Source organism: Caulobacter sp. P1_D6 (genome assembly GCF_056406095.1).
Genome location: NZ_JBFUAW010000033.1, coordinates 18,634 through 37,607 on the forward strand (window position 1 = coordinate 18,634; position 18,974 = coordinate 37,607).

Consider the following 18,974-nt stretch of genomic DNA (forward strand, 5'->3'; position numbering starts at 1 on the left):
GGTTTCCATAAAAGACTCGAAACGAGCGAATTTCAGGGAGGGGCGAATGGCCCGCGTACAACACACCCTCAAGGCCGCGCTGCTGCTGTCGGCCGCGCTGATCGTCGTTCCCGCTCTCGCCCTCGCCGCTGATGACAGCGGCCTGCTGTTCCACCTGACCGGCGACAAGGGCATGACCGCCGACGTCGCCGGCGGCGTGGCCGCCCCCAACTTCGCCGACAAGGTCAAGATCCAGAAGGACCCCGTCCACGGTGCCTATATCGAGGCGGCCGGCGACGAGACGCTCAGCTGGATGGCCCCGGGCAACATCTACGCCCAGCGCGGCACGCTCAGCTTCTACTGGAAGGCCCGCGATCCGGTCGGGACCACGCCCTTCCCGCTGTTCCGCGTCGGCTACGCCGACCACACCAGCTGGGACATGGCCTGGCTGCGCATCGACTGGAACGGCAAGGGCTTCGACGCCTTCGTCACCGACGACAACCTCTCGCGCGTGCGGGTCAGCACCACGGCCGCGGCGCCCAAGCCCGACCAGTGGATCCTGGTGACCTTCACCTGGGACGAGGCCAAGGGGATCGCCCTCTATATCGACGGCAAGCCGGTGGCCTCCAAGGCCCAGACGGCCGCCCTCGACGCCGGTCTGGACCAGTTCGGGCCGCACAGCCGGGTGATCTCGCCCCACCAGGTGCAGAGCGCCTACCAGTTCATCCGCGGCGGCGACGTCGACGACATCCGCGTCTACGACCGCGCCCTGGACGACGCCGCCGTGGCCGGCCTGGCCGCCGGCAAGGCGCCCGCTTCCGCCCCCGCGACCACCGACGCCAAGACCTGGCTCTACCGCTACGGCTGGAACCGCCCAGCCGATCCGCCGCCCTATCTGGCCGACGCCAAGACCGCGATCCGCAAGGTCGAATTCACCGACCAGTACGATCTGAAGGAGCGCATGAGCCTGGGCTCGGACGGCATCGCCGAGACCACCTGGCCCGGCGTCTACAACCGCTCGAAACTGCCCGGCCGCCACGACTATTTCGAGCTGCCCGACTGGAACGTCTATGTCGAGGGCGGCAAGGCGATCACCTTCACCCTGCCCGACGAGCCCTATAACCGCCTGGAGTTCCAGGGCGCGGCCTATGGGTCGCTGACCGCCATCGACGCGGCCGGCAAGGAAGCCCCGCTGGCCAAGCGCGCCAAGGGCGAGCTGCGCACGTTCAACCAGTTCGCGGCCCTGAAGGGCGGCAAGCTGCGCTTCGACAACGTGGTGCAGGAAACCCCGATCCAGGAGCTGGCGGCCTACAACGTCACCGCCGCCGCCGAGCCGGACGAGTTCACCCTCAGCTACGTCGTGCGCCCCGGCGCCGATCCGGCGACCTATCCCTCGCTGGACGAGTTGTCGACCTTCGTGAAGGGTCGGTACGCGGCCGGCGAGCGGACCATCGTCACCGCCCTGCCCGCCTCGGCCCCGAACAAGCCCCGCGCCGACGCGGCCGCCGCTCCGGGCCAGCCGATCGTCCACGTGCTGATCCCCGCCGACTTCCGTCAGAACCGCCCCGGCGGTCCGGTGGGCAAGTTCCAGTACGGCTGGCAGGGCGCCGACGTCGGCCTGGACGGCGTGGCGATCGACATCCCCGCCCTGAAGGTCAAGGCCACCCACGGCGAGCTGTTCCCGCTGAACATCAAGGTCAAGGACCCGCTGTGGCCGGGCCGCGACCTGATCGACGTCAACGTCTCGGTCAAGCCGGGCGAGGCCCGCACGGTCTATCTCGACACCCGCGACCGCCTGCTGCCGGAAGGCAAGAGCCTGTACCTGAGCATCGCCGGGGCCGGCGCCGACTTCGACGCCAGGCAACTGGACGGCATGGCCGTGCGCCTGAAGTTCAAGCCCTCGGCCGACGCCAAGGCCGAGCACGTCGCCGACCGCCTGGCCCAGGCGCGCGACAACCTGGCCTTCCTGGTCGAGGAGCACGACGTCTCCAAGCGCCTGGCCCGCTACGCGCGGCTGGATCTTGAGCTGTCGGACCTGCTGCGCGTCGACCCGACCAACCAGCACGGCCGCGAGATGTGGGCCGAGCTGAACCCCGAGCAGCCCGGCGTGCCGGTCACCCTGCCGGTCGCCCCGGCCGGCGTGCCCAAGTGGGCGTTCCTGCAGGTCGAGGATCTCAAGCGCGTCCGCAAGTTCATCGAGTGGTGGATCGACAAGCGCCAGGTCCCGTACGGCGACTTCGGCGGCGGCATCTCGGACGACAACGACCTGACCCAGCAGTGGCCGCCCCTGGCCCTGATGGGCGACATCCCCGACAAGACCACCGCCTCGCTGAACGCCCTGCTCGACGCGGCCTACAAGAACGACATGATCCCGAACGGCCTGTCGAAGATCAAGACCGACGAGCTGCACTCGTACGAGGAGGCGATCAACCTCAAGGCCGAGGCGATGTACACCAGCTACGGCGATCCCAAGATCGTCGAGCGGATGATGGAGACGGCCCGGGCCTATCCGATCGTGATGAACAAGGGCGAGGACGGTCACGTCCATCCGCTCAGCCGCTACTTCTCGGCCACCGACGTGTCGCGCGACGGGCCGTGGGGCTGGTCGCACCCCTATTCCTACCTGATCCTGCACCCGGGCATGCTGATCGCCGACTTCAACGGCGATCCCACCCTGCGCAAACTGATCACCGACCTCGCCGACGGCCACCTGGCCCACGGCAAGCAGGACCCGGACGGGACCTGGCGCTATCCCGAAGACATCAACGCCGCCACCGGCCAGTCGCGCGGCGAACTGGTCGGCAAGGGCCGCGGCAACGTCTCGGCCATGCAGCTGTTCTGGGCGGCCTACCGCTGGACCGGCGACGAGAAGTACCTGCGCCCGCTGCAGGGCCAGATGGCCCGGACCGGCCTGAAGGGCGTCGACGAGCTCAACAGCGACGTCATCGACATGCTGGGCCTGCGCGACGCTCAGACGCCCGGGCTCAAGTCGGCGATGGCCAAGGGCTCGGACGACCCGTTCCTGCTGTACGAAGCCTGGCGCTCGACCGGCGACACCGCCTATCTGGAAAAGGTCTACAGCGACGAGATCACCACCGCCGAACAGCGGATGTGGATGGTCACCGAGGCCCACTGGTGGTCGGACCGCGTCGAGCTGTTCAGCGAGATCCTGCAGCGCTCCCGCCTCGGCGGCATGGCCCTGGCCCGCAACCAGATGTTCCCCGGCCACCTGGTCAGCTGGCGGTTCGACACCCCGACCGCCGCCGAGGACGTCGGCATCCTGGTCACCGGCGGACAGAAAAGCTTCAAGGTAACCGGCTACAATCTGACCGGTCAGTCGATTCACGCGGTGATGACCGGGTGGGACGTCGCGGCCGGCCAATGGTCGGTGACCCGCGCGGTCGACGGGGCCGCCGAGCCGGCGGCTTCAGTGGCGTTCGAACGCACCACCGGCCTGGACGTGACCTTCGCGCCCGGCAAGACCACCACCTGGGAGTTCACCCTGCAGACCGCCGCCGCCACGCCCGTGACCGAACGTCCCGACCTCGGGATCGGCCGCGACGACGTCAAGGCCGGCAAGTCGGGCCTGACCGTCACCGTCCACAGCCTGGGCGCCAAGCCGGCCCCGGCCTCGGTGGTGGTGGTCGAGGACGCCTCGGGGAAGGAACTGGCGCGGGCGACCACGCCCGTCCTGCCCGCGCCGCTGGACCTGAAACCCAAGACCGCGCAGGTCGCCCTGAAAGCCGGCTGGAAGGCCGGTTACCGGGTCCGCATCCTCACCCTGGCCGGCGCGCCGGAGATCACCCAACTCAACAATATCGTCACAGCCCCTTGATTTAGCTTGGAGACCCCGGAGCGGACGCGCTCCGGGGGCGTTGCTTAGCCCATGGCCGAAACCCTCACCGTACCCCGCGACCTCGTGCAGCGCCTGCGCGCCCGGCTGCCCGCCGTGACGCGCGAGCACCTGTTCGATTGCTACGCGATCAGCGAAACCACCTGGACCAAGCTGCGCGACGGCAAGCCGATCAAGCGCTCGACGCTCGAGCGCATCCTGCAGCGCTACGAAAGGTTGCTGTCCCACGCGGCTTGATGCCGGACCGGCATCACGACGTTCCAGAACGGCATTGGCGGCGCGCCGCCGACGGCTCCTAGTCTCCTGGTGGGATGAGGTTCCACCGCCGATCCGATGACCGGACAGCGCCGCCCCCTCCCGAGAACAAGACCGAGCACGGTCGAGACAAAGTCCCGTCGGGAGGGAAAATCCAATGCCTACAGTTCAACGCCGCGTATGGTTGGCGAGCGCGTCCATGGCCGCCGTCTGCTTCGGCCTCGCCGCAACCCCCGCCGCCGCGCGGCAGGACGCCCCCTCTTCGACTCAGGCCGCCGCGCCCGCCGCCGACAACCAGGACGCGGTGTCGGAAGTGGTCGTCACGGGCTTCCGCTCCAGCCTGGCCAAGGCGCTGAACGTCAAGCGCCAGGAGTCGGCCGCCGTCGACTCCATCCTGGCCGAGGACATCGGCAAGTTCCCCGACCTCAACCTCTCTGAATCCATCCAGCGCATCCCCGGCGTGGCCCTGGCGCGTGACGGCGGCGAGGGTCGCCAGATCTCGGTTCGCGGCCTGGGTCCCCAGTTCACCCGCGTGCGGATCAACGGCATGGAAGCCCTGACCACCGGCGGCGGCTCCGACGCCGGCGGCGGCATCAACCGCGGCCGCTCGTTCGACTTCAACGTCTTCGCCTCGGACCTCTTCAGCTCGATCACCGTGCGCAAGACCGCCGAGGCGGCCACGGAAGAAGGCTCGCTAGGAGCGACCGTCGACCTGCGCACCGCCCGCCCCTTCGACTATCACGGCTTCAAGATGGCCGGTTCGGCCCAGGCCAGCTACAACGACCTGGCCAAGTCGACCAATCCGCGCGGCGCCTTCATGGTCTCCAACACCTGGAAGGACGACACGTTCGGCGCCCTGCTGTCGGTGGCCTACACCAAGCGCAAGCTGGATGACGAAGGCTCCTCGACCGTGCGCTGGGCCACCGGCAACGCCTTCTCGCCGGGCTTCGACGCCCTGCCCAACGGCGCGGGCCTGCCGACCACGGTCAATCCGGCCGCCGCCGCCAACAACGCCGCCTTCCACCCGCGCTTCCCGCGCTACGACAACTATATCGACGACCAGGAGCGCCTGGGCGGCACCCTGTCGTTGCAGTGGAAGCCGAGCGACAAGACCCTGCTGAGCTTCGACGCCCTCTACGCCGACTTCAAGGGCACCCGCGAGGAGCAGTACCTGGAAGCGCCGTCGTTCAGCGTCGGCGGCGCCTGTACGGCCGCCAACGTCGCCACCTCGTGCGGCATCGCCCAGACCCACGTGGTCTCGTCGACGATCGACGACAAGAACACGATGATCGCCGGCAAGTTCGACAACGTCGACCTACGCGTCGAGAACCGCTTCGACGAACTGGACACCAAGTTCACCCAGTTCGGCCTGAACCTGGAGCAGCAGATCACCGACGACATCAAGATCGTCGGTTTGATCGGCCATTCGAAGTCCGATCACCAGAACCCGATCCAGACCACGGTCCAGTTCGACCAGTTCAACGTCCAGGGCTATTCCTACGACTACAGCAACGGCAACCTGCCGGTGATCAACTACGGCAGCGCGGCCCTGACCGACCCCAGCAAGTGGGTGCTGACCCAGATCCGCGAACGCCCGCAGACCGCGATCAACACCTATGACGTCGCCCAGATCGACGGCTCCTGGGACAACCTGGGGATCTTCAAGCTGAGCGCCGGCGGGGCCTACAAGGAATACGAATTCACCACCACCGAGCTGCGGCGCTCGAACGGCACCAGCACCAACATCGAGCCGACCATTCCGACCGCCATGGCGGCCATCGATCGCGCGACCTACGGCAAGATCGCCACTTTCGCCGGCGTCGACGTGCTGATCCCGGACGTCAAGACGGCCGCCGACGTGCTCAGCCTCTACGACCAGACCGCCTATGGCGGCACGTTCAAGCTGGGCAAGGAACCGGCCCTGGGCAACAACCGCGGCGTCAACGAGAAGGACCTGGGCGGCTACGTGCAGGCCGACTTCAACACCGAGGTCGCGGGCCGTCCGCTGCGCGGCAACTTCGGCGTCCGCTACGTCAAGACCAAGCAGGAATCGAACGGCTACACCTATGTCAGCGGCGCGCCGGTGGCGGTCGAGGCGTCGCGCGAATACAGCGACACCCTGCCGTCGATGAACGTGGTCTACGAGCCGATCGACAACTTCCTGATCCGCTTCGGCGCGGCCAAGGTGATGTCGCGGCCCGACCTGGGCAGCCTGACCCCCGGCGCGACGATCAGCGTCTCGGGCGCGGGCCGCAGCGTCAGCGCCGGCAACCCCAACCTCGACCCGTTCCGGGCCAAGGCCTACGACCTGTCGTTCGAATGGTACTTCCAGCAGTCGGGCCTGCTGTCGCTAGCGCTGTTCAAGAAGCAGATCGGCAGCTTCGTCCAGACGCTGCAGACCAACTCGACCTTCACCGGCAACACGTTCGGCCTGCCCGACAGCGTGGCCATCGCCGCCTGCGGCACGACCAACGGCTGCAGCCCCAGCGCCCAGTGGCAGTTCACCGTGCCCAGCAACACGCCGGGCGGCGACCTGGAAGGCTACGAGCTGAACTACCAGCAGCCCCTGACCTTCCTGCCGGGCTTCCTGACCCACACCGGCGTGCTGCTGAACTACACGCACGTCAAATCGTCGATCAACTACCTGAACGGCGCCGGCGCGATCGTGGCCACGGGCAATCTGACGGGCCTGTCGCCCACCTCGTACAACGCCACGATCTACTACGAGGACAGCAAGTGGAGCGCCCGGGCCTCGGCCTCGTATCGTGACAGCTACCTGACCCGGATCCCCGGTTCGGAAGCCGGCACCAACGCCGACGGCACCACCGAGACGCTGAACGTCGACGCCTCGCTGCAGTACACGATCAACGACAACTTCAAGATCACCCTCGAGGGGGTGAACCTGACCGACGAATACCAGGACCAGTTCAACGACTCCGTCGCCGACCGGTCCTCGTTCTACCACCACACGGGTCGCGAGTTCATTCTGGGCGTTCGCTACACCTACTAGAGCGTGACAGCCGAAAGTGGATGCCGGTTTCGGCGCTTGTCACGCTCCAAGTATCTGAAGCCCGGCCTGCTTTCGCAGGCCGGGTGCCTGGATCGAAGCGATGCGCGGCGGATTTGTCCCCGTCGTACATCGACAGCAGAGGCGCGCGAACGTCACCCTCCCGGCGTTCGCGCGCTTTTTGCGTCCGCACCATACCCCTGGCGCGCCGCGCGCCGCACGGTCAGGATCCCCGCATGATCGCCCGCCCTTTGCTCGCCGCCGTCTTCGCCCTGGTTCTCGCCGATGTCGGCCACGCCCAGATCGCGGTGTCGGCCAATGACGGCAAGCAGGTGCTGGACGACGGCGCCCAGGTGGTGCCGGCCAATCCGCTTCCGGATTCCGTGTCGCTGATCGACCTGTCGGCCTCGCCGCCCAGGATCGTCGGCGAGGTGGCCGCCCCGACCAGCGTCATCGGCCCGCCGTCCAGCGTCGCGGTGGCGCCGGACGGGTCGTTCGCCCTGGTCACCTCGGCCCGCAAGATCGATCCCGCCAACCCGGCCGCCATTATCCCCGACGACGTGGTCAGCGTGATCGACCTGAAGACCCTGAAGGTCACCGCCACCCTGCATGCCGGCGCAGGAGCCTCGGGCGTGTCGATCAACCGCGCCGGAACCCTGGCCCTGGTCGCCAACCGCTCGGAGGGCACGGTCAGCGTCTTCACCCTGGCGGGCGGCGTCGCCACCCCGGCCGGCAAGGTCAAGGTCGGCGACCCGGACTCCTCGCCGGCCATGGTCGTCTTCTTCGACGGCGACCGCCGGGCCCTGGTGTCGCGCGACCATGACCACAAGATCGTCCAACTGAGCCTCGAGGGCGCGAGGGTGACCCTGACGCCGGTCAGCCTGGCGGCGGGGCTGCGGCCCTACCAGATCGACACCGACGGACCGCGCCGGTTCGCCGTGTCGGGCAATATCGGCGGCGGCGGCCGCGACGTCGACACCGTCAGCCTGATCGACCTGACCCCGGCCGTCCCGCGCGTCGTCGACACCGTCTCGGTCGGCCTGACCCCCGAGGGGCTGAAGATGTCGCCCGACGGCCGTTACGTGGCGGTCAACGTCAACGAGGGCTCGAACCTGTCGACCAAGGCGCCGGGCTACCACCTCCAGGGCCTGGTGCAGGTGTGGCGGATCGACGGCCAGCGTCTGGTCAGGGTGACGCAGGCGCCGGTCGCCGGCTGGGGCCAGGGCATCGTCTGGTCGCGCGACTCCCGTCGCCTGCTGGTGCAGTGCATGGTCGGCCGGACGGTCGAGGCCTTCGCCTTCGACGGTCGCGAACTGCGTCACGAAGCGACCCTTTCCATGCCCGCCGGCCCGGCCGCGATCCGCACCGCCGAGCCCTGAGCGATTCTCTCCAAAGCGGCCTTTCGGGCCGATTCTAGGGACTCACCTGCTTTCTTCGCAGACGCACAATCGCCTCGCGTCCGCGCCGACGCTCGGCCATGGCTGGGCGCGAGCCTTAAGCATGTTTCTTTAATGGGTTGATATAGCGAGGATTTTCCGCAACCTGACGCCCGCCCGCCCTCGTCGGATCGGCGCGTTAACCCTCGTTCTCATGATGAGGTGACAAAGCGCGTTTCGCCCGGCAGGGTTGGCTCTCTTTTGATTCCAGCAGATGAGCTGATTTATGAACGTTTCGGATCTGGTCGACGCCGCCGTGGCCGCCGACGACAAGCTGACCAAGACTCAAGCCAAGGCCATCATCGACGGCGTCTTCAAGTCGCTGACCGACGCCGCCGTGAAGGGCGAAGAAGTCTCGATCCCGGGCTTCGGCAAGTTCAAGGTCCAGGCCAAGCCGGCCCGCACCGGCCGCAACCCCTCGACGGGCGCCGCCATCCAGATCGCGGCCAGCAAGAAGGTCGCCTTCACGCCGGCCAAGCAACTGAAGGACGCCGTCAACGGCTAATCCCTCGGCGAGCGGCCGGTCTAACCACCGGCCGCTCATCCGGCCTTCCAGCGCGAAAGCCTGAAGCGCCCTCGCCCGCCGGCTCGACCGACGCGGCCGACCTATCTTGACGGACAGCCTTCGGCGTCCGCTCCCCTCCCAGACAATTCAGAACTGTTCGCCGGCCCTACAGCGGCTCGGAGGCTCGCGCCCGTCCCGACGCGCGGCGAAACAGTTTCCGCACGGCGGCCGCATGGCTGCGGCCCACCGCCGGCCGGGCGCCGGTCGACAGCACCGCCGTCAGCCCGCCGCCGGGACGCGGGGCCAGCTGGATCACCCGGTCGCGCTGCACCACCGCCGAGCGGTGGATGCGCACGAAGGCCTCGGGGTCCAGCCGTTCGACCAGGCCGCGGATCGAGTCCCGGATCAGATAGCTGCGCGCCCCGACGTGCAGGCGGACATAGTCGCGCTCGGCCTCGATCCAGTCGAGATCGCGCACCAGCACCCGCTGGGCCCCGCCCCGGCCTTCGATCCAGAGTTCGGTCTCGAAGCTCGTGACGCCCGAAGGCTCCTGGCCTCGCCCTTCAGCCCGCAGATCCTGGACGATGGCCCGCAGCTCGCCGATCCGCTGCTCGGCGTCGCGCGCCCGGATCTGGGCTCGGGCCCGGGCCAGGGCCTCGGCCACCCGCGCGCCGTCGAACGGCTTGAGCAGATAGTCCACGGCCGCCAGGTCGAAGGCCTGGATGGCGTAGCGGTCGAAGGCGGTGGCGAAGATCACTACGGGACCGTCCGGCCCGGCCAGGGCGCGGGCCACGCTGACCCCGTCGCGGCCGGGCATCTTGATGTCGATGATCACCACCTGGGCGGCGGTCTCGCGCGCCAGGGCCAGGGCCTGGTCGCCGTCGGCGGCGGCGCCGACGATCCGCACGTCCTCGACCTCTGCCGTCAGGCGGCGCAGGCGGCGCAGGGCCAGCGGCTCGTCGTCGGCCAGCAGGACGGTCAGCGCCTCGCTCATGCCCGCTCCAACGGCAGGTCCAGGCGGACCTGGAAGCCCCGAGGCTCGCGCGAGCCGCAGGTCAGGGTCGCCTGGTCGCCATAGCGGGTCTCCAGCCGCCGACGGACGTTCTCCAGCCCCACGCCCAGCCCAGGCGGACCGCCGACCGCCCCGGCCCCGTCGTCGGTGACGGTGATCGACATCCTGCCGTCCTGGTGGACGGCCACCACCTCGATGACGATCGGCTCGCTGGTGCGGGCCAGGCCATGCTTGACGGCGTTCTCGATGATCGGCTGCAGGATCAGGTTGGGCGCCAGGGCGTCCAGCAATTCCGGAGGAACACGCTCGACATAGCGCAGGCGCTCGCCGAACCGGATCTGCTCGATGGCCACGTACTGCCGCTCGCCGTCCAGTTCCTCGGAAAGGGTGACCATCTCGCGCACGTCGCGCTCCAGCGAGCGGCGCAGGAAGCCCGACAGGCCCAGGATCATCTGCTCGGCCCGTTCGTTCTGGCGCTCCATCACCAGGGTCGCCAGGGCGTTGAGGGTGTTGAACAGGAAGTGCGGGCTGATCTGGTAGCGCAGCATGCGGTTCTGGGTCTCGGTGGCCAGCACCCGCGCCGCCTCCAGCTTGAACCGGGCCTCCCGCGCGGCCAGGTCGGCGTGCACGGCCATGAAGATCGCCGCCCAGGCCGCGAAGAACCAGAACACCGTGCGGGCGATCAGCATCACGCCCCAGAAGGTCGACTCCGGCCAGCGCGGCAGGATGGCGACATAGACCGTGTAGTCGACCACCCCGAACATCAGCGAGCCGACCAGGGACAGTCCGCCCGCCAGGGCCAGCCGCCAGGCGATCGGCCACGGGGTCGATCGCAGCAGCAGCGGCCCCATGGCCTGGCACATCAGGGCGCCGATCAGGCAGACCACCGCGCGCCGGAACGCGCCGTCCCAGAAATGCGGCGCCCTGGCGTTCACCCAGCCCAGGGTCAGGGCGGCATAGGCCAGCAGCCAGACCCCCGCCGTGGCGATCAGGATCGTCCGGGTCTGCTGCTGGGCGGCCGGCGTCAACGTCATGAACCATTGTCGCCGCTGGCGGGCGGCTCGCAAAGCGCCGTTCGCAGACGGAGCGGCGCCGTTGGCAGACGGTCCCGCCGCTCGCAGCAGGACGCCGACCGTTGGTATCCCGGCGCCTGACAAGCCGGCGGCGGCTGACAAGATCGATCGGCAAGACTCGATGCTCACGGAGGGAGCCCAGATGACCGCCCGCTCCAAGGACATTCCGATGCTGACCCTGCGGGCGCAGATCACCATCGAGGTCTCGGCGCTGGACTATGTCGAGGCGGCCGAGCACCAGCGGCGGGCCGAGGCCCTGCTCGCGGTGGTCCGCGCCGAGTACGCCACCGCCGGCTTCACCTTCCACCACCTGAGGCCCAGGCTGGCGGGCGAGGCCAAGGCCGGCGAAGCCGCCTCGCCGCCGCGCCGCTACAAGACCCGCCCCCGCGTGCTGGCGGTCTATCATGACAGCTGAAGTGGTCCGCATCCGCCGCCGCGACGCCGTGCTGGCCGCGTTGGAGAGCTTCCGGCGGATCCATCCCGCCATCAGCCTGACCAGCGTGCGGGCCTTCCTCTATGTCGCCGAGAACCCCGGCATCAACGTCACCGAGCTGGCCCTGGCCTGCGGCCTGACCGACGCCGGCGCCTCGCGCGTGGCGCGGGCCCTGGCGGGGCCGGCGATCGATCGGCCGCTGCCGCCGTCCCTGGACCTGCTGGACTGCGTGGTCGGCGCCGTCGATCCGCGCGAGCGGCTGCTGCGGCTGTCGCCGCGCGGCCAGGCGCTGGTCGAGCGCATCGAGCAGCTGATCGCCGCCCAGACGCCGATCGTCCTGCCCGCCGGCTCGCCCACGGATGACGCCGCCCCTATCCACGCCACGCGCTCGCATTGAGAGGTCCCATGCAGATATCCCCCGGAAAAGCCGGAATCGGCCCGCTGGCGGCCATCCTGGGCGGCGGCCTGACCGCCGCCTTGCTGGACATCGTCTACGCCTTCATCGCCTTCGGCCTGCGCGGCGTCAGTCCGGTCAGAATCCTGCAGTCGATCGCCAGCGGGGTGCTGGGCAAGGCGGCCTATCAGGGCGGGGCCGGGGCGGCGGCGCTGGGCGCGCTGCTCCATGTCGGCATCGCCGTGGTGATGGCCGCGGTCTATGTCGCGGCCAGCCGTGTGCTTCCCCCGCTCAACAGGCGGCCCTGGCTGTGGGGACCGCTGTACGGGATCGGCTGCTATCTGGTCATGAACTACGTCGTGCTGCTGCTGCGGTTCGGTCCCAAGCCGCTTCCGCCGCTCGTGGTGCTGGTCGGCGGCGTGGCCATCCACATGTTCGGCGTCGGCCTGCCGATCGCCCTGTTCGCGGCCCGCGCGGTGTTCGCGCCCCGCCTCCCCGGCTCGACATCCGCGCCTCAACCCATCGCCTGAATCGCACCGCTCACCCGCCGCTCCAGCTCTCGCAGCCCCGTCGGCGAGAGCTTTCACGCGCTTTATTCAGTAAATAACCACCAAGTTATCAATAATATCGAATGTACTTACCAGTCAGTATTCTAATTTCACCGTGTCGATACCGTGACAACATTTCGGTATTTCAATAATCGACGCGAGTTCTATTGACCGAACACCCCGCAATTCGCTGTCTGGAGGCGCCGCGAAAGCTCTTCGCCGTCCACACGAACAGGGGGTTACATGTCCGCCAATTCCAGCTCATCCACTCGAGGATCCCAGTCCGGGACCCAGTCCCGGCCCGCGTCCCGACGCCTGCGGCTGCTGGCCACGACCATGGCGGCGGGCCTCGCCTCGGTCGCCGCGCCCACGGGGCTGGCGATCCTGGTCGGCCTGGCGCCGCACCGGGCCCTGGCCCAGGACTACAGCTCCGGCGCCCTGGCGGGCACGGTGGCCGACGCCGGCGGGACGCCGGTGGCCGGCGCGGCGGTCAAGGTCAAGTCGCTGGCCCAGGGCTTCGAGCGCGACCTGACGACCGACGCCGACGGCCGGTTCCGCATCGCCCTGATCCCGTCCGGCGGCTACTCGGTCTCGATCAGCAAGCCCGGCTACCAGACGGTCAACGATCCCGACGTCCGCGTCACGGTCGGCTCGACCGCCAACTTCGGCTTCACGATCAACGAGGAAGGCGCGTCGGTCTCGGAGGTGGTCGTCACCGGCACGGCCAATCCGCAGCTGGACTTCTCCGGCGCCACGACGGGCCTGGTGGTCGATGTCGAGACCCTGAGCAAGCAGGTGCCGATCGCCCGCAACGTCACCTCGCTGGTGCTGCTGGCCCCGTCGGCGATCCCCGGCGACTCCAGCAACAACTTCGTCGTCCAGGGCCAGTCGCAGCCGGCGGTCGGCGGCGCCTCGGTCGGCGAGAACGTCTTCTATATCAACGGCTTGAACATCACCAACTTCGTCAACGGCATCGGCGCGGCGGTCGTGCCGTTCGAATTCTACAAGTCGGTCGAGGTGAAGACCGGCGGCTACCCCGCCGAATTCGGCCGCGGCACGGGCGCGATGATCAACGCCGTGACCAAGTCGGGCTCCAACGACTTCACCTTCGCGGTCCACGGCAACTACGAGCCGAACAGCCTGCGCGAGAAAATGCCCAACACCACCACCGCCCGCAACTCGCTGGCCAAGCGCACGGACAACAGCTTCTCCATCGAGGCCGGCGGCCCGATCATTCCGGACCGGCTGTTCTTCTACGGCTTGGCCACGCTCCAGAACCTGGAGGTGCAGGCGGCGACCAACAACACCTCGCCCACCGCCACGCGCAGCGCGGTGACCCGGGATCGCACGGCCGACCCGTTCTACGCCTTCAAGCTGGACGGCTACATCACCGACAGCCAGCACCTGGAGTTCACCTACTTCGACACCAGCCGCAAGCGTAAGCGCGACAGCTACCAGTACCTGTTGGCCAACGACGAGATCCTGCCCGCGCGGGCCAGCGCCGAAAGCCTCTACCAGGGCGGCGAGAACTACGTGGCCCGCTACACCGGCACCTTCACCGACTGGCTCACCCTCTCGGCCGCCTACGGTCGCAGCGAGACCGACAACAAGGCGGTCGGCGACCTGCCCAACGAGTCGCTGGTCCAGGACGCCCGCACCGGGACGGCCACCATCGTCAGCCGCCAGACCGCCTCGTCCATGACCGTACCGTCCCTGGCCACCCGCGAGTTCTATCGCGCCGACGCCGACCTTTATTTCAAGCTCTTCGGCGACCACCACATCCGAGGCGGCTTCGACGAGGAAAAGACCCTGCTGACCCAGTTCACCGTGCGCAACGGCGAGCGCAACTGGATCTATCGCAAGGCCGGGAGCACCGGAGCGCAGGGCGGCGCCATCGCGCCGAACCAGGAATATGTGGAGGTGCGGCGCTTCGAGACGGGCGGCGGCTATAACGGCAAGAACCGGGCCTTCTACATCCAGGACGCCTGGGACGTGTCGGATCGCCTGACCCTGAACCTGGGCGTCCGCAAGGACCAGTTCTCGGTCTCCAACCCGAGCGGCGTGGTGTTCTCGTCGTTCGACGACGAGATCGCCCTGCGCCTGGGCTTCGCCTACGACCTGTTCGGCGCGCGCACCGACAAGCTGTACGGCTCCTATGGCCGGACCTACCTGCCGGTGGCCTCCAACACCGCGTTCCGCGCGGCCTCGGCGGCGATCGACGTGTCCGAGTTCTTCCTGCCGGTCGGCGGGGCGGGCGCGACCTTCACCTACGATCCGCTGACCGGAAAGCCGATCGGCGGCCTGGGCGCCCAGGTCACCTGGCCCAATACGGACACCAACCTCGACCCCTGCACCCCGGCGCTGAAGAGCATCGCGGCTCCGGGAACCATCGCCTGCTTCATCCGCGACGACGGCATCTCGCCGCAGGCCGACGAGGTCTCGGCCCTGAACCTGAAGTCCACCTATCAGGACGAGTACATCGTCGGCTACGAGCACCGCTTCAACGCCCTGTGGAAGGCCGGGGTGAACGTGACCTATCGCAATCTCGGGCGGGTCAGCGAAGACACCGTCATGGACTACGCCGTTCGCGTCTGGTGCTCGGCCAACGGCTACGCCCAGACCAACGCCGCCAAGACCGGCTGCACGGACGTCTGGAGCGGCAGCTTCCAGTTCCTGATCATCAACCCGGGCAGCGACGTGAAGGTCAAGCTGGCTCGCGCCCTACCAGGCGAGACCACCGCCCGGACGATCACCATCACCGCCGCGCAGATGGGGTTCCCCAAGGCCAAGCGGGAATATCTGGGCGTGGAGTTCAACTTCGATCGCGAGTTCGACGGCAAGTGGGGCCTGCGCGGATCGTACGTGCTGTCGGAATCCAAGGGCAACTTCGAGGGCGCGGCGCGGTCGGACAACGGCCAGACCGACGCCGGCATCACCGTCGACTTCGACCGCATGGCCTACATCCCCGGAACCTATGGACTGCTGCCCAATCACCGGGGCCATCAGATCAAGCTGTTCGGATCCTACGCCGTGCTCGAGGACCTGCTGATCGGCGGCAACCTATCGGTGCTGTCGCCCCGCAAGTACGGCTGTATCGGGCTGGCTCCCGCCGGCGCGACGCCGGACGCCTCGGACGCCAACGCCAGCGGCGCCAACGCCCGCTTCTGCGGCGGCAAGCTGGTCAACCGCGGCGCCTCGTTCGACAGCGACTGGATCACCCGGTTCGACGTCTCGATGCGCTACACCGTCCCTGCCAAGTACGTGCCGGTCATGCCGGTCGTGGGCAGCAAGGGCGACAGCGGCCTGGTGCTGCGGGCCGACATCTTCAACCTGTTCAACCTGTCGGGCGGCACCGACTATGACGAGTTCGGCGAGACGGGCGGCGGCTTGCCCAGCGCCACCTACGGCATGGTCCGCGCCTACCAGGCGCCGCGTTCGGTGCGCCTGGGCTTCGACTGGCAGTTCTAGGCCGACGACGCTCCAGGGCTGAAATCGGGAGGCCGTTTCCGATCCGTCGGAAGCGGCCTCTTGATCTCGTCCGCCGTTTGGCTGACACCGGTTTCCATAACGGCTCGGCCAAGTGATCTTGGGAAGGGCGATCTTGGGATGGAAGCCATGGCTGTCACAGCGAACACGACCGTCGCCCTGCTCCTGGCCGCCGGCCTGCTGTCCGCCAGCCCCGCCCTCGCCGCCACCGCGACCCGCGCGCCCTACGGCGTCACCGCGGGCGGCGCGGCGGTCGAGGTCTTCACGCTGAAGAACGACCACGGCATGACCGTGAAGGTGCTGTCCTACGGCGGCGTGATCACCCAGGTCGACGTTCCCGACCGCAAGGGCGAGATCAAGAACGTCGCCTTGGAGCTGGCCGACCTGAAGACCTACGAGGCCCGGGCCAATTTCAGCTCGCTGCTGGGCCGCTACGCCAACCGGATCTCGAACGGCGGCTTCTCGATCGACGGCGTCCGATACGACCTGCCCAGCGGCGCCGAGGGCGTCTCCTCGCACGGCGGCCCCACGGGCTTTTCCACCCGGCTGTGGACCGGAACGCCGTTCCAGCGCCACGGCGAGGCGGGCGTGACCCTGGCCTACACCGCGGTCGACGGCGAAGGCGGCTATCCGGGCACCCTGAAGGTCGCGGTGACCTACACGGTCACCAGGAAGAACGTCCTGCGCATCGACTATCGCGCCGCCACCGACAAGCCGACGGTGATCAACCTCAGCCACCACGTCTATTTCAACCTGGCGGGCGGCGGGAACGTCTACGACCAGACCGCCCAGGTGCTGGCCCGGAGCTACACCCCGATCAACGCCCGCAAGCTGGCGACCGGCGAGATCGCGCCCGTGGCCGGCACCGCCCTGGACCTGCGCAAGCCGGCCCGCCTGGGCGACCGGGTCACGGCCGACGATCCGCAGATCAAGTTCGCCAACGGCTTCGACCACAACTTCGTCATCGACGGCGGCGGGCGCGGCAAGCTGGTTCCGGCTGTCCGCGTGGCCGACCCCGCCAGCGGCCGCACCCTGGAGGTCGCCACCACCCAGCCGGGGGTCCAGCTGTTCACCGCCAACAGCTTCAACGGAACCCTGAAGACGCCCGACGGGCGCGGCCTGGAGAAGGGCGCGGGCCTGGCCATCGAGACCCAGCACTTCGCCGACAGCCCCAACCACCCCAACTTCCCCTCGACCGTTCTGCGGCCCGGGGAGGCGTTCAGCCAGACGACGGAGTTCCGGTTCGGGGTCTCCAAATAATCCGCTCATCCCGGCATTCGCCGGGATGAGCGGATGAAAAGGGGGCGCGATTTCCGCTTCAAAAGAGACCCGGGGTTGCTAGGCTCGCGCCATGAGCGATCTCGTGACGCCCACCAAGGTCGCCCCGCTGGAGGCGGCGCAAGCCGCCGCCCTGGACCGCGACGGCTATCTCCTGCTGCGCGGCGCGGTGCCCGAGGCTTGGCGCGAGGCCCTGCGCGCCGCCTTCGACGCCGGCGTGGGGACCGGGGACCAATGGTCCGCGCCCCGGGGCCCCGGCTGGCGCCACGCCCTGGTCGACCTGGATTCCACGGTGCAGCGGACCTGCCGCCTGCCGACCCTGTTGGCGGGGGCGGCGCGGATGCAGGGCGGTCCCTTCTTCCTCTGCAAGGTCGAGGGCCGCGAACCGCTGCCGGACGGCGGGCATCAGCCCCTGCATCGCGACGGCGTGGGCCTGAACGCCGTCGCCGCCCTGATCTTCCTCGACCCCTACGGGCCGGACAACGGCGCCACGCGCGTGGTGCCGCGTCCTCTCGATCCGGGGGATTCGGACGACGAACCGGACGAGGCCCTGTCCCTGATCCTGGCCGGCGAGGCGGGCGACATCCTGGTGTTCGACGCCGACCTGCTGCACGGGGCGACCCTCAACCGCTCCGGCGCGCGGCGACGGTCGCTGCTGGTGAGCTTCATGCCGGAGCGCAATCGGGCCGACGAGGACGCCTGCCGCGCCATCCGCGACGTGCGCATGGACACCAGCGAGATGTTCGTCCCGGGCTGAAAGGACCTAGGCCGCGGCCCCTTGCCGGAACTCCCGGGGCGAGACGCCGTACTGGTCGCGGAACGCCCGGCTGAAGTGGGCCGAGCCGTTGAAGCCCCAGCGGAAGCAGATCTCGGAGATCGACAGTCGCGCGTGCTGCGGGCTGGCCAGGTCGGTGCGGCAGCGCTCCAACCGACGGGTGCGCAGGTAGTGGCTGAAGGTCTCGTCGGCGCTGGCGAACAGCTTCTGGACGTAGCGGGGCGAGACCCCCTCCTCGTCGGCCACCCGGCGCAGCGACAGGTCCGGATCGGGCAGCAGGGTCTCGATGGTCTGGCACAGGCGCTGGAGGTGGGCGGTGGGCGCGCCGGCCCCCGCCCCCAGCACGTCGGTCGCCGCCCCGCCCTCGACCAGGCAGATGGCCAGGAACTCGGTCAGGGCTAGCTCGACGGGCCGGAGCTGGTCGACGGTCAGGTCCTCCAGCCCCTCGGCCGTGGCCCGCAGCAGGCCGGACAGGATGTGGGCCACGCCCGTCGACGCCTGCAGCCGCCCGACCCGCAGGCTGACCGGCGTGATCAGCCGGTGGTCCAGGGCCACGCGCGGGGCGCGGACGAACATCAGCCGGCAGCGGGTCTCCAGCCGCAGGGCGGCGGCCTGGCCGGTGGGGCCGTAGGCGATGTCGCCGGGCGTCAGCTCGTCGGCCAGCTCGTCGGTGACCAGGGTCGCTTCGCCGCTCAGCAGCACCGCCAGCCACACCGCCGCCGGCTGGCCCGACAGCCGGCCGGAGATCGCCTGGGCCCCGGCCTCGACCAGGGCGAACTCGATGCCCAAGGGAGAGGTCAGGCAGACCACCGAGGCCGAGGCCGGTTCGGCGTCCGACAGCCCCTCGATCGGCAGGCCCAGCCGGCTCATCGCCTCGCGCCAGGCCTCGGCCCGTTCGGCGCGGGGGTGGCTGTCGGTGCTGAACGACCAGGCTTTCATC

14 protein-coding genes are annotated in these 18,974 nt (G+C 68.9%); 11 read left to right on the forward strand and 3 right to left on the reverse strand.

The genetic code is table 11. The features are described 5' to 3' along the window. Positions 1-46 precede the first annotated feature (46 nt). The 5 genes from AC1DYP_RS18380 (at position 47) to AC1DYP_RS18400 (ending at position 9,035) form a co-directional block, all read left to right on the forward strand. Positions 47-3,814, forward strand: coding sequence for a LamG-like jellyroll fold domain-containing protein (locus AC1DYP_RS18380; RefSeq protein WP_477047544.1), 3,768 nt, complete (start codon positions 47-49; stop codon positions 3,812-3,814). A gap of 51 nt (positions 3,815-3,865) precedes the next feature. Further along, a complete protein-coding gene (locus tag AC1DYP_RS18385) occupies positions 3,866-4,069 on the forward strand; it encodes a hypothetical protein (protein WP_477035773.1) in 204 nt (67 codons plus the stop codon). Positions 4,070-4,286: 217 nt separating this feature from the next. After that, complete coding sequence (locus AC1DYP_RS18390) at positions 4,287-7,097, forward strand: TonB-dependent receptor (protein WP_477047545.1); 2,811 nt, start codon at positions 4,287-4,289, stop codon at positions 7,095-7,097. 233 nt (positions 7,098-7,330) lie between these two features. Beyond that, positions 7,331-8,473 carry a YncE family protein gene (locus AC1DYP_RS18395; RefSeq protein ID WP_477047546.1) on the forward strand — a complete coding sequence of 381 codons (1,143 nt, stop codon included), beginning with the start codon at positions 7,331-7,333 and terminating at the stop codon, positions 8,471-8,473. Between the two features lie 283 nt (positions 8,474-8,756). Further along, positions 8,757-9,035 (forward strand): HU family DNA-binding protein, encoded by a 279-nt coding sequence (locus AC1DYP_RS18400; RefSeq protein WP_056447131.1) that lies wholly within the window; start codon positions 8,757-8,759, stop codon positions 9,033-9,035. A gap of 166 nt (positions 9,036-9,201) precedes the next feature. On the opposite strand, the gene AC1DYP_RS18405 is transcribed toward AC1DYP_RS18400, so the two are convergent. Together AC1DYP_RS18405 and AC1DYP_RS18410 are read right to left on the reverse strand one after the other, a co-directional pair. Continuing rightward, on the reverse strand, positions 9,202-10,029 hold the full coding sequence (locus AC1DYP_RS18405; protein WP_477047547.1) for a LytR/AlgR family response regulator transcription factor: 828 nt from the start codon (positions 10,027-10,029) through the stop codon (positions 9,202-9,204). Beyond that, positions 10,026-11,081, reverse strand: a complete 1,056-nt coding sequence (locus AC1DYP_RS18410) for a sensor histidine kinase (protein WP_477047548.1) — start codon at positions 11,079-11,081, stop codon at positions 10,026-10,028. Before AC1DYP_RS18410 ends, AC1DYP_RS18405 begins: the two co-directional genes overlap by 4 nt. Positions 11,082-11,262: 181 nt before the next feature. Here AC1DYP_RS18410 and AC1DYP_RS18415 point away from each other — a divergent pair, with 181 nt between their 5' ends. The 6 genes from AC1DYP_RS18415 to AC1DYP_RS18440 all read left to right on the forward strand — a co-directional run bounded on the left by AC1DYP_RS18415 (position 11,263) and on the right by AC1DYP_RS18440 (position 18,016). Next, complete coding sequence (locus AC1DYP_RS18415; protein ID WP_477047549.1) at positions 11,263-11,535, forward strand: hypothetical protein; 273 nt, start codon at positions 11,263-11,265, stop codon at positions 11,533-11,535. Further along, positions 11,525-11,950, forward strand: a complete 426-nt coding sequence (locus AC1DYP_RS18420; protein WP_477047550.1) for a MarR family transcriptional regulator — start codon at positions 11,525-11,527, stop codon at positions 11,948-11,950. The genes AC1DYP_RS18415 and AC1DYP_RS18420 overlap by 11 nt, the downstream gene beginning before the upstream one ends. Before the next feature lie 8 nt (positions 11,951-11,958). Continuing rightward, positions 11,959-12,477, forward strand: a complete 519-nt coding sequence (locus AC1DYP_RS18425) for a hypothetical protein (protein ID WP_477047551.1) — start codon at positions 11,959-11,961, stop codon at positions 12,475-12,477. Positions 12,478-12,738: 261 nt separating this feature from the next. Then, positions 12,739-15,963 (forward strand): TonB-dependent receptor, encoded by a 3,225-nt coding sequence (locus tag AC1DYP_RS18430; RefSeq protein WP_477047552.1) that lies wholly within the window; start codon positions 12,739-12,741, stop codon positions 15,961-15,963. A gap of 147 nt (positions 15,964-16,110) precedes the next feature. Further along, positions 16,111-17,241: an aldose epimerase family protein gene (locus AC1DYP_RS18435; protein ID WP_477047553.1), complete on the forward strand. Its 1,131-nt coding sequence runs from the start codon at positions 16,111-16,113 to the stop codon at positions 17,239-17,241. 91 nt (positions 17,242-17,332) lie between these two features. Then, positions 17,333-18,016, forward strand: coding sequence for a phytanoyl-CoA dioxygenase family protein (locus tag AC1DYP_RS18440; protein WP_477047554.1), 684 nt, complete (start codon positions 17,333-17,335; stop codon positions 18,014-18,016). A 6-nt stretch (positions 18,017-18,022) separates the two neighbouring features. Here AC1DYP_RS18440 and AC1DYP_RS18445 read toward each other — a convergent pair whose 3' ends face one another. Beyond that, entirely contained in the window at positions 18,023-18,973 is a 951-nt protein-coding gene (locus AC1DYP_RS18445; protein WP_477035762.1) for a helix-turn-helix domain-containing protein, read from the reverse strand. Between the last annotated feature and the right edge of the window lies 1 nt (position 18,974).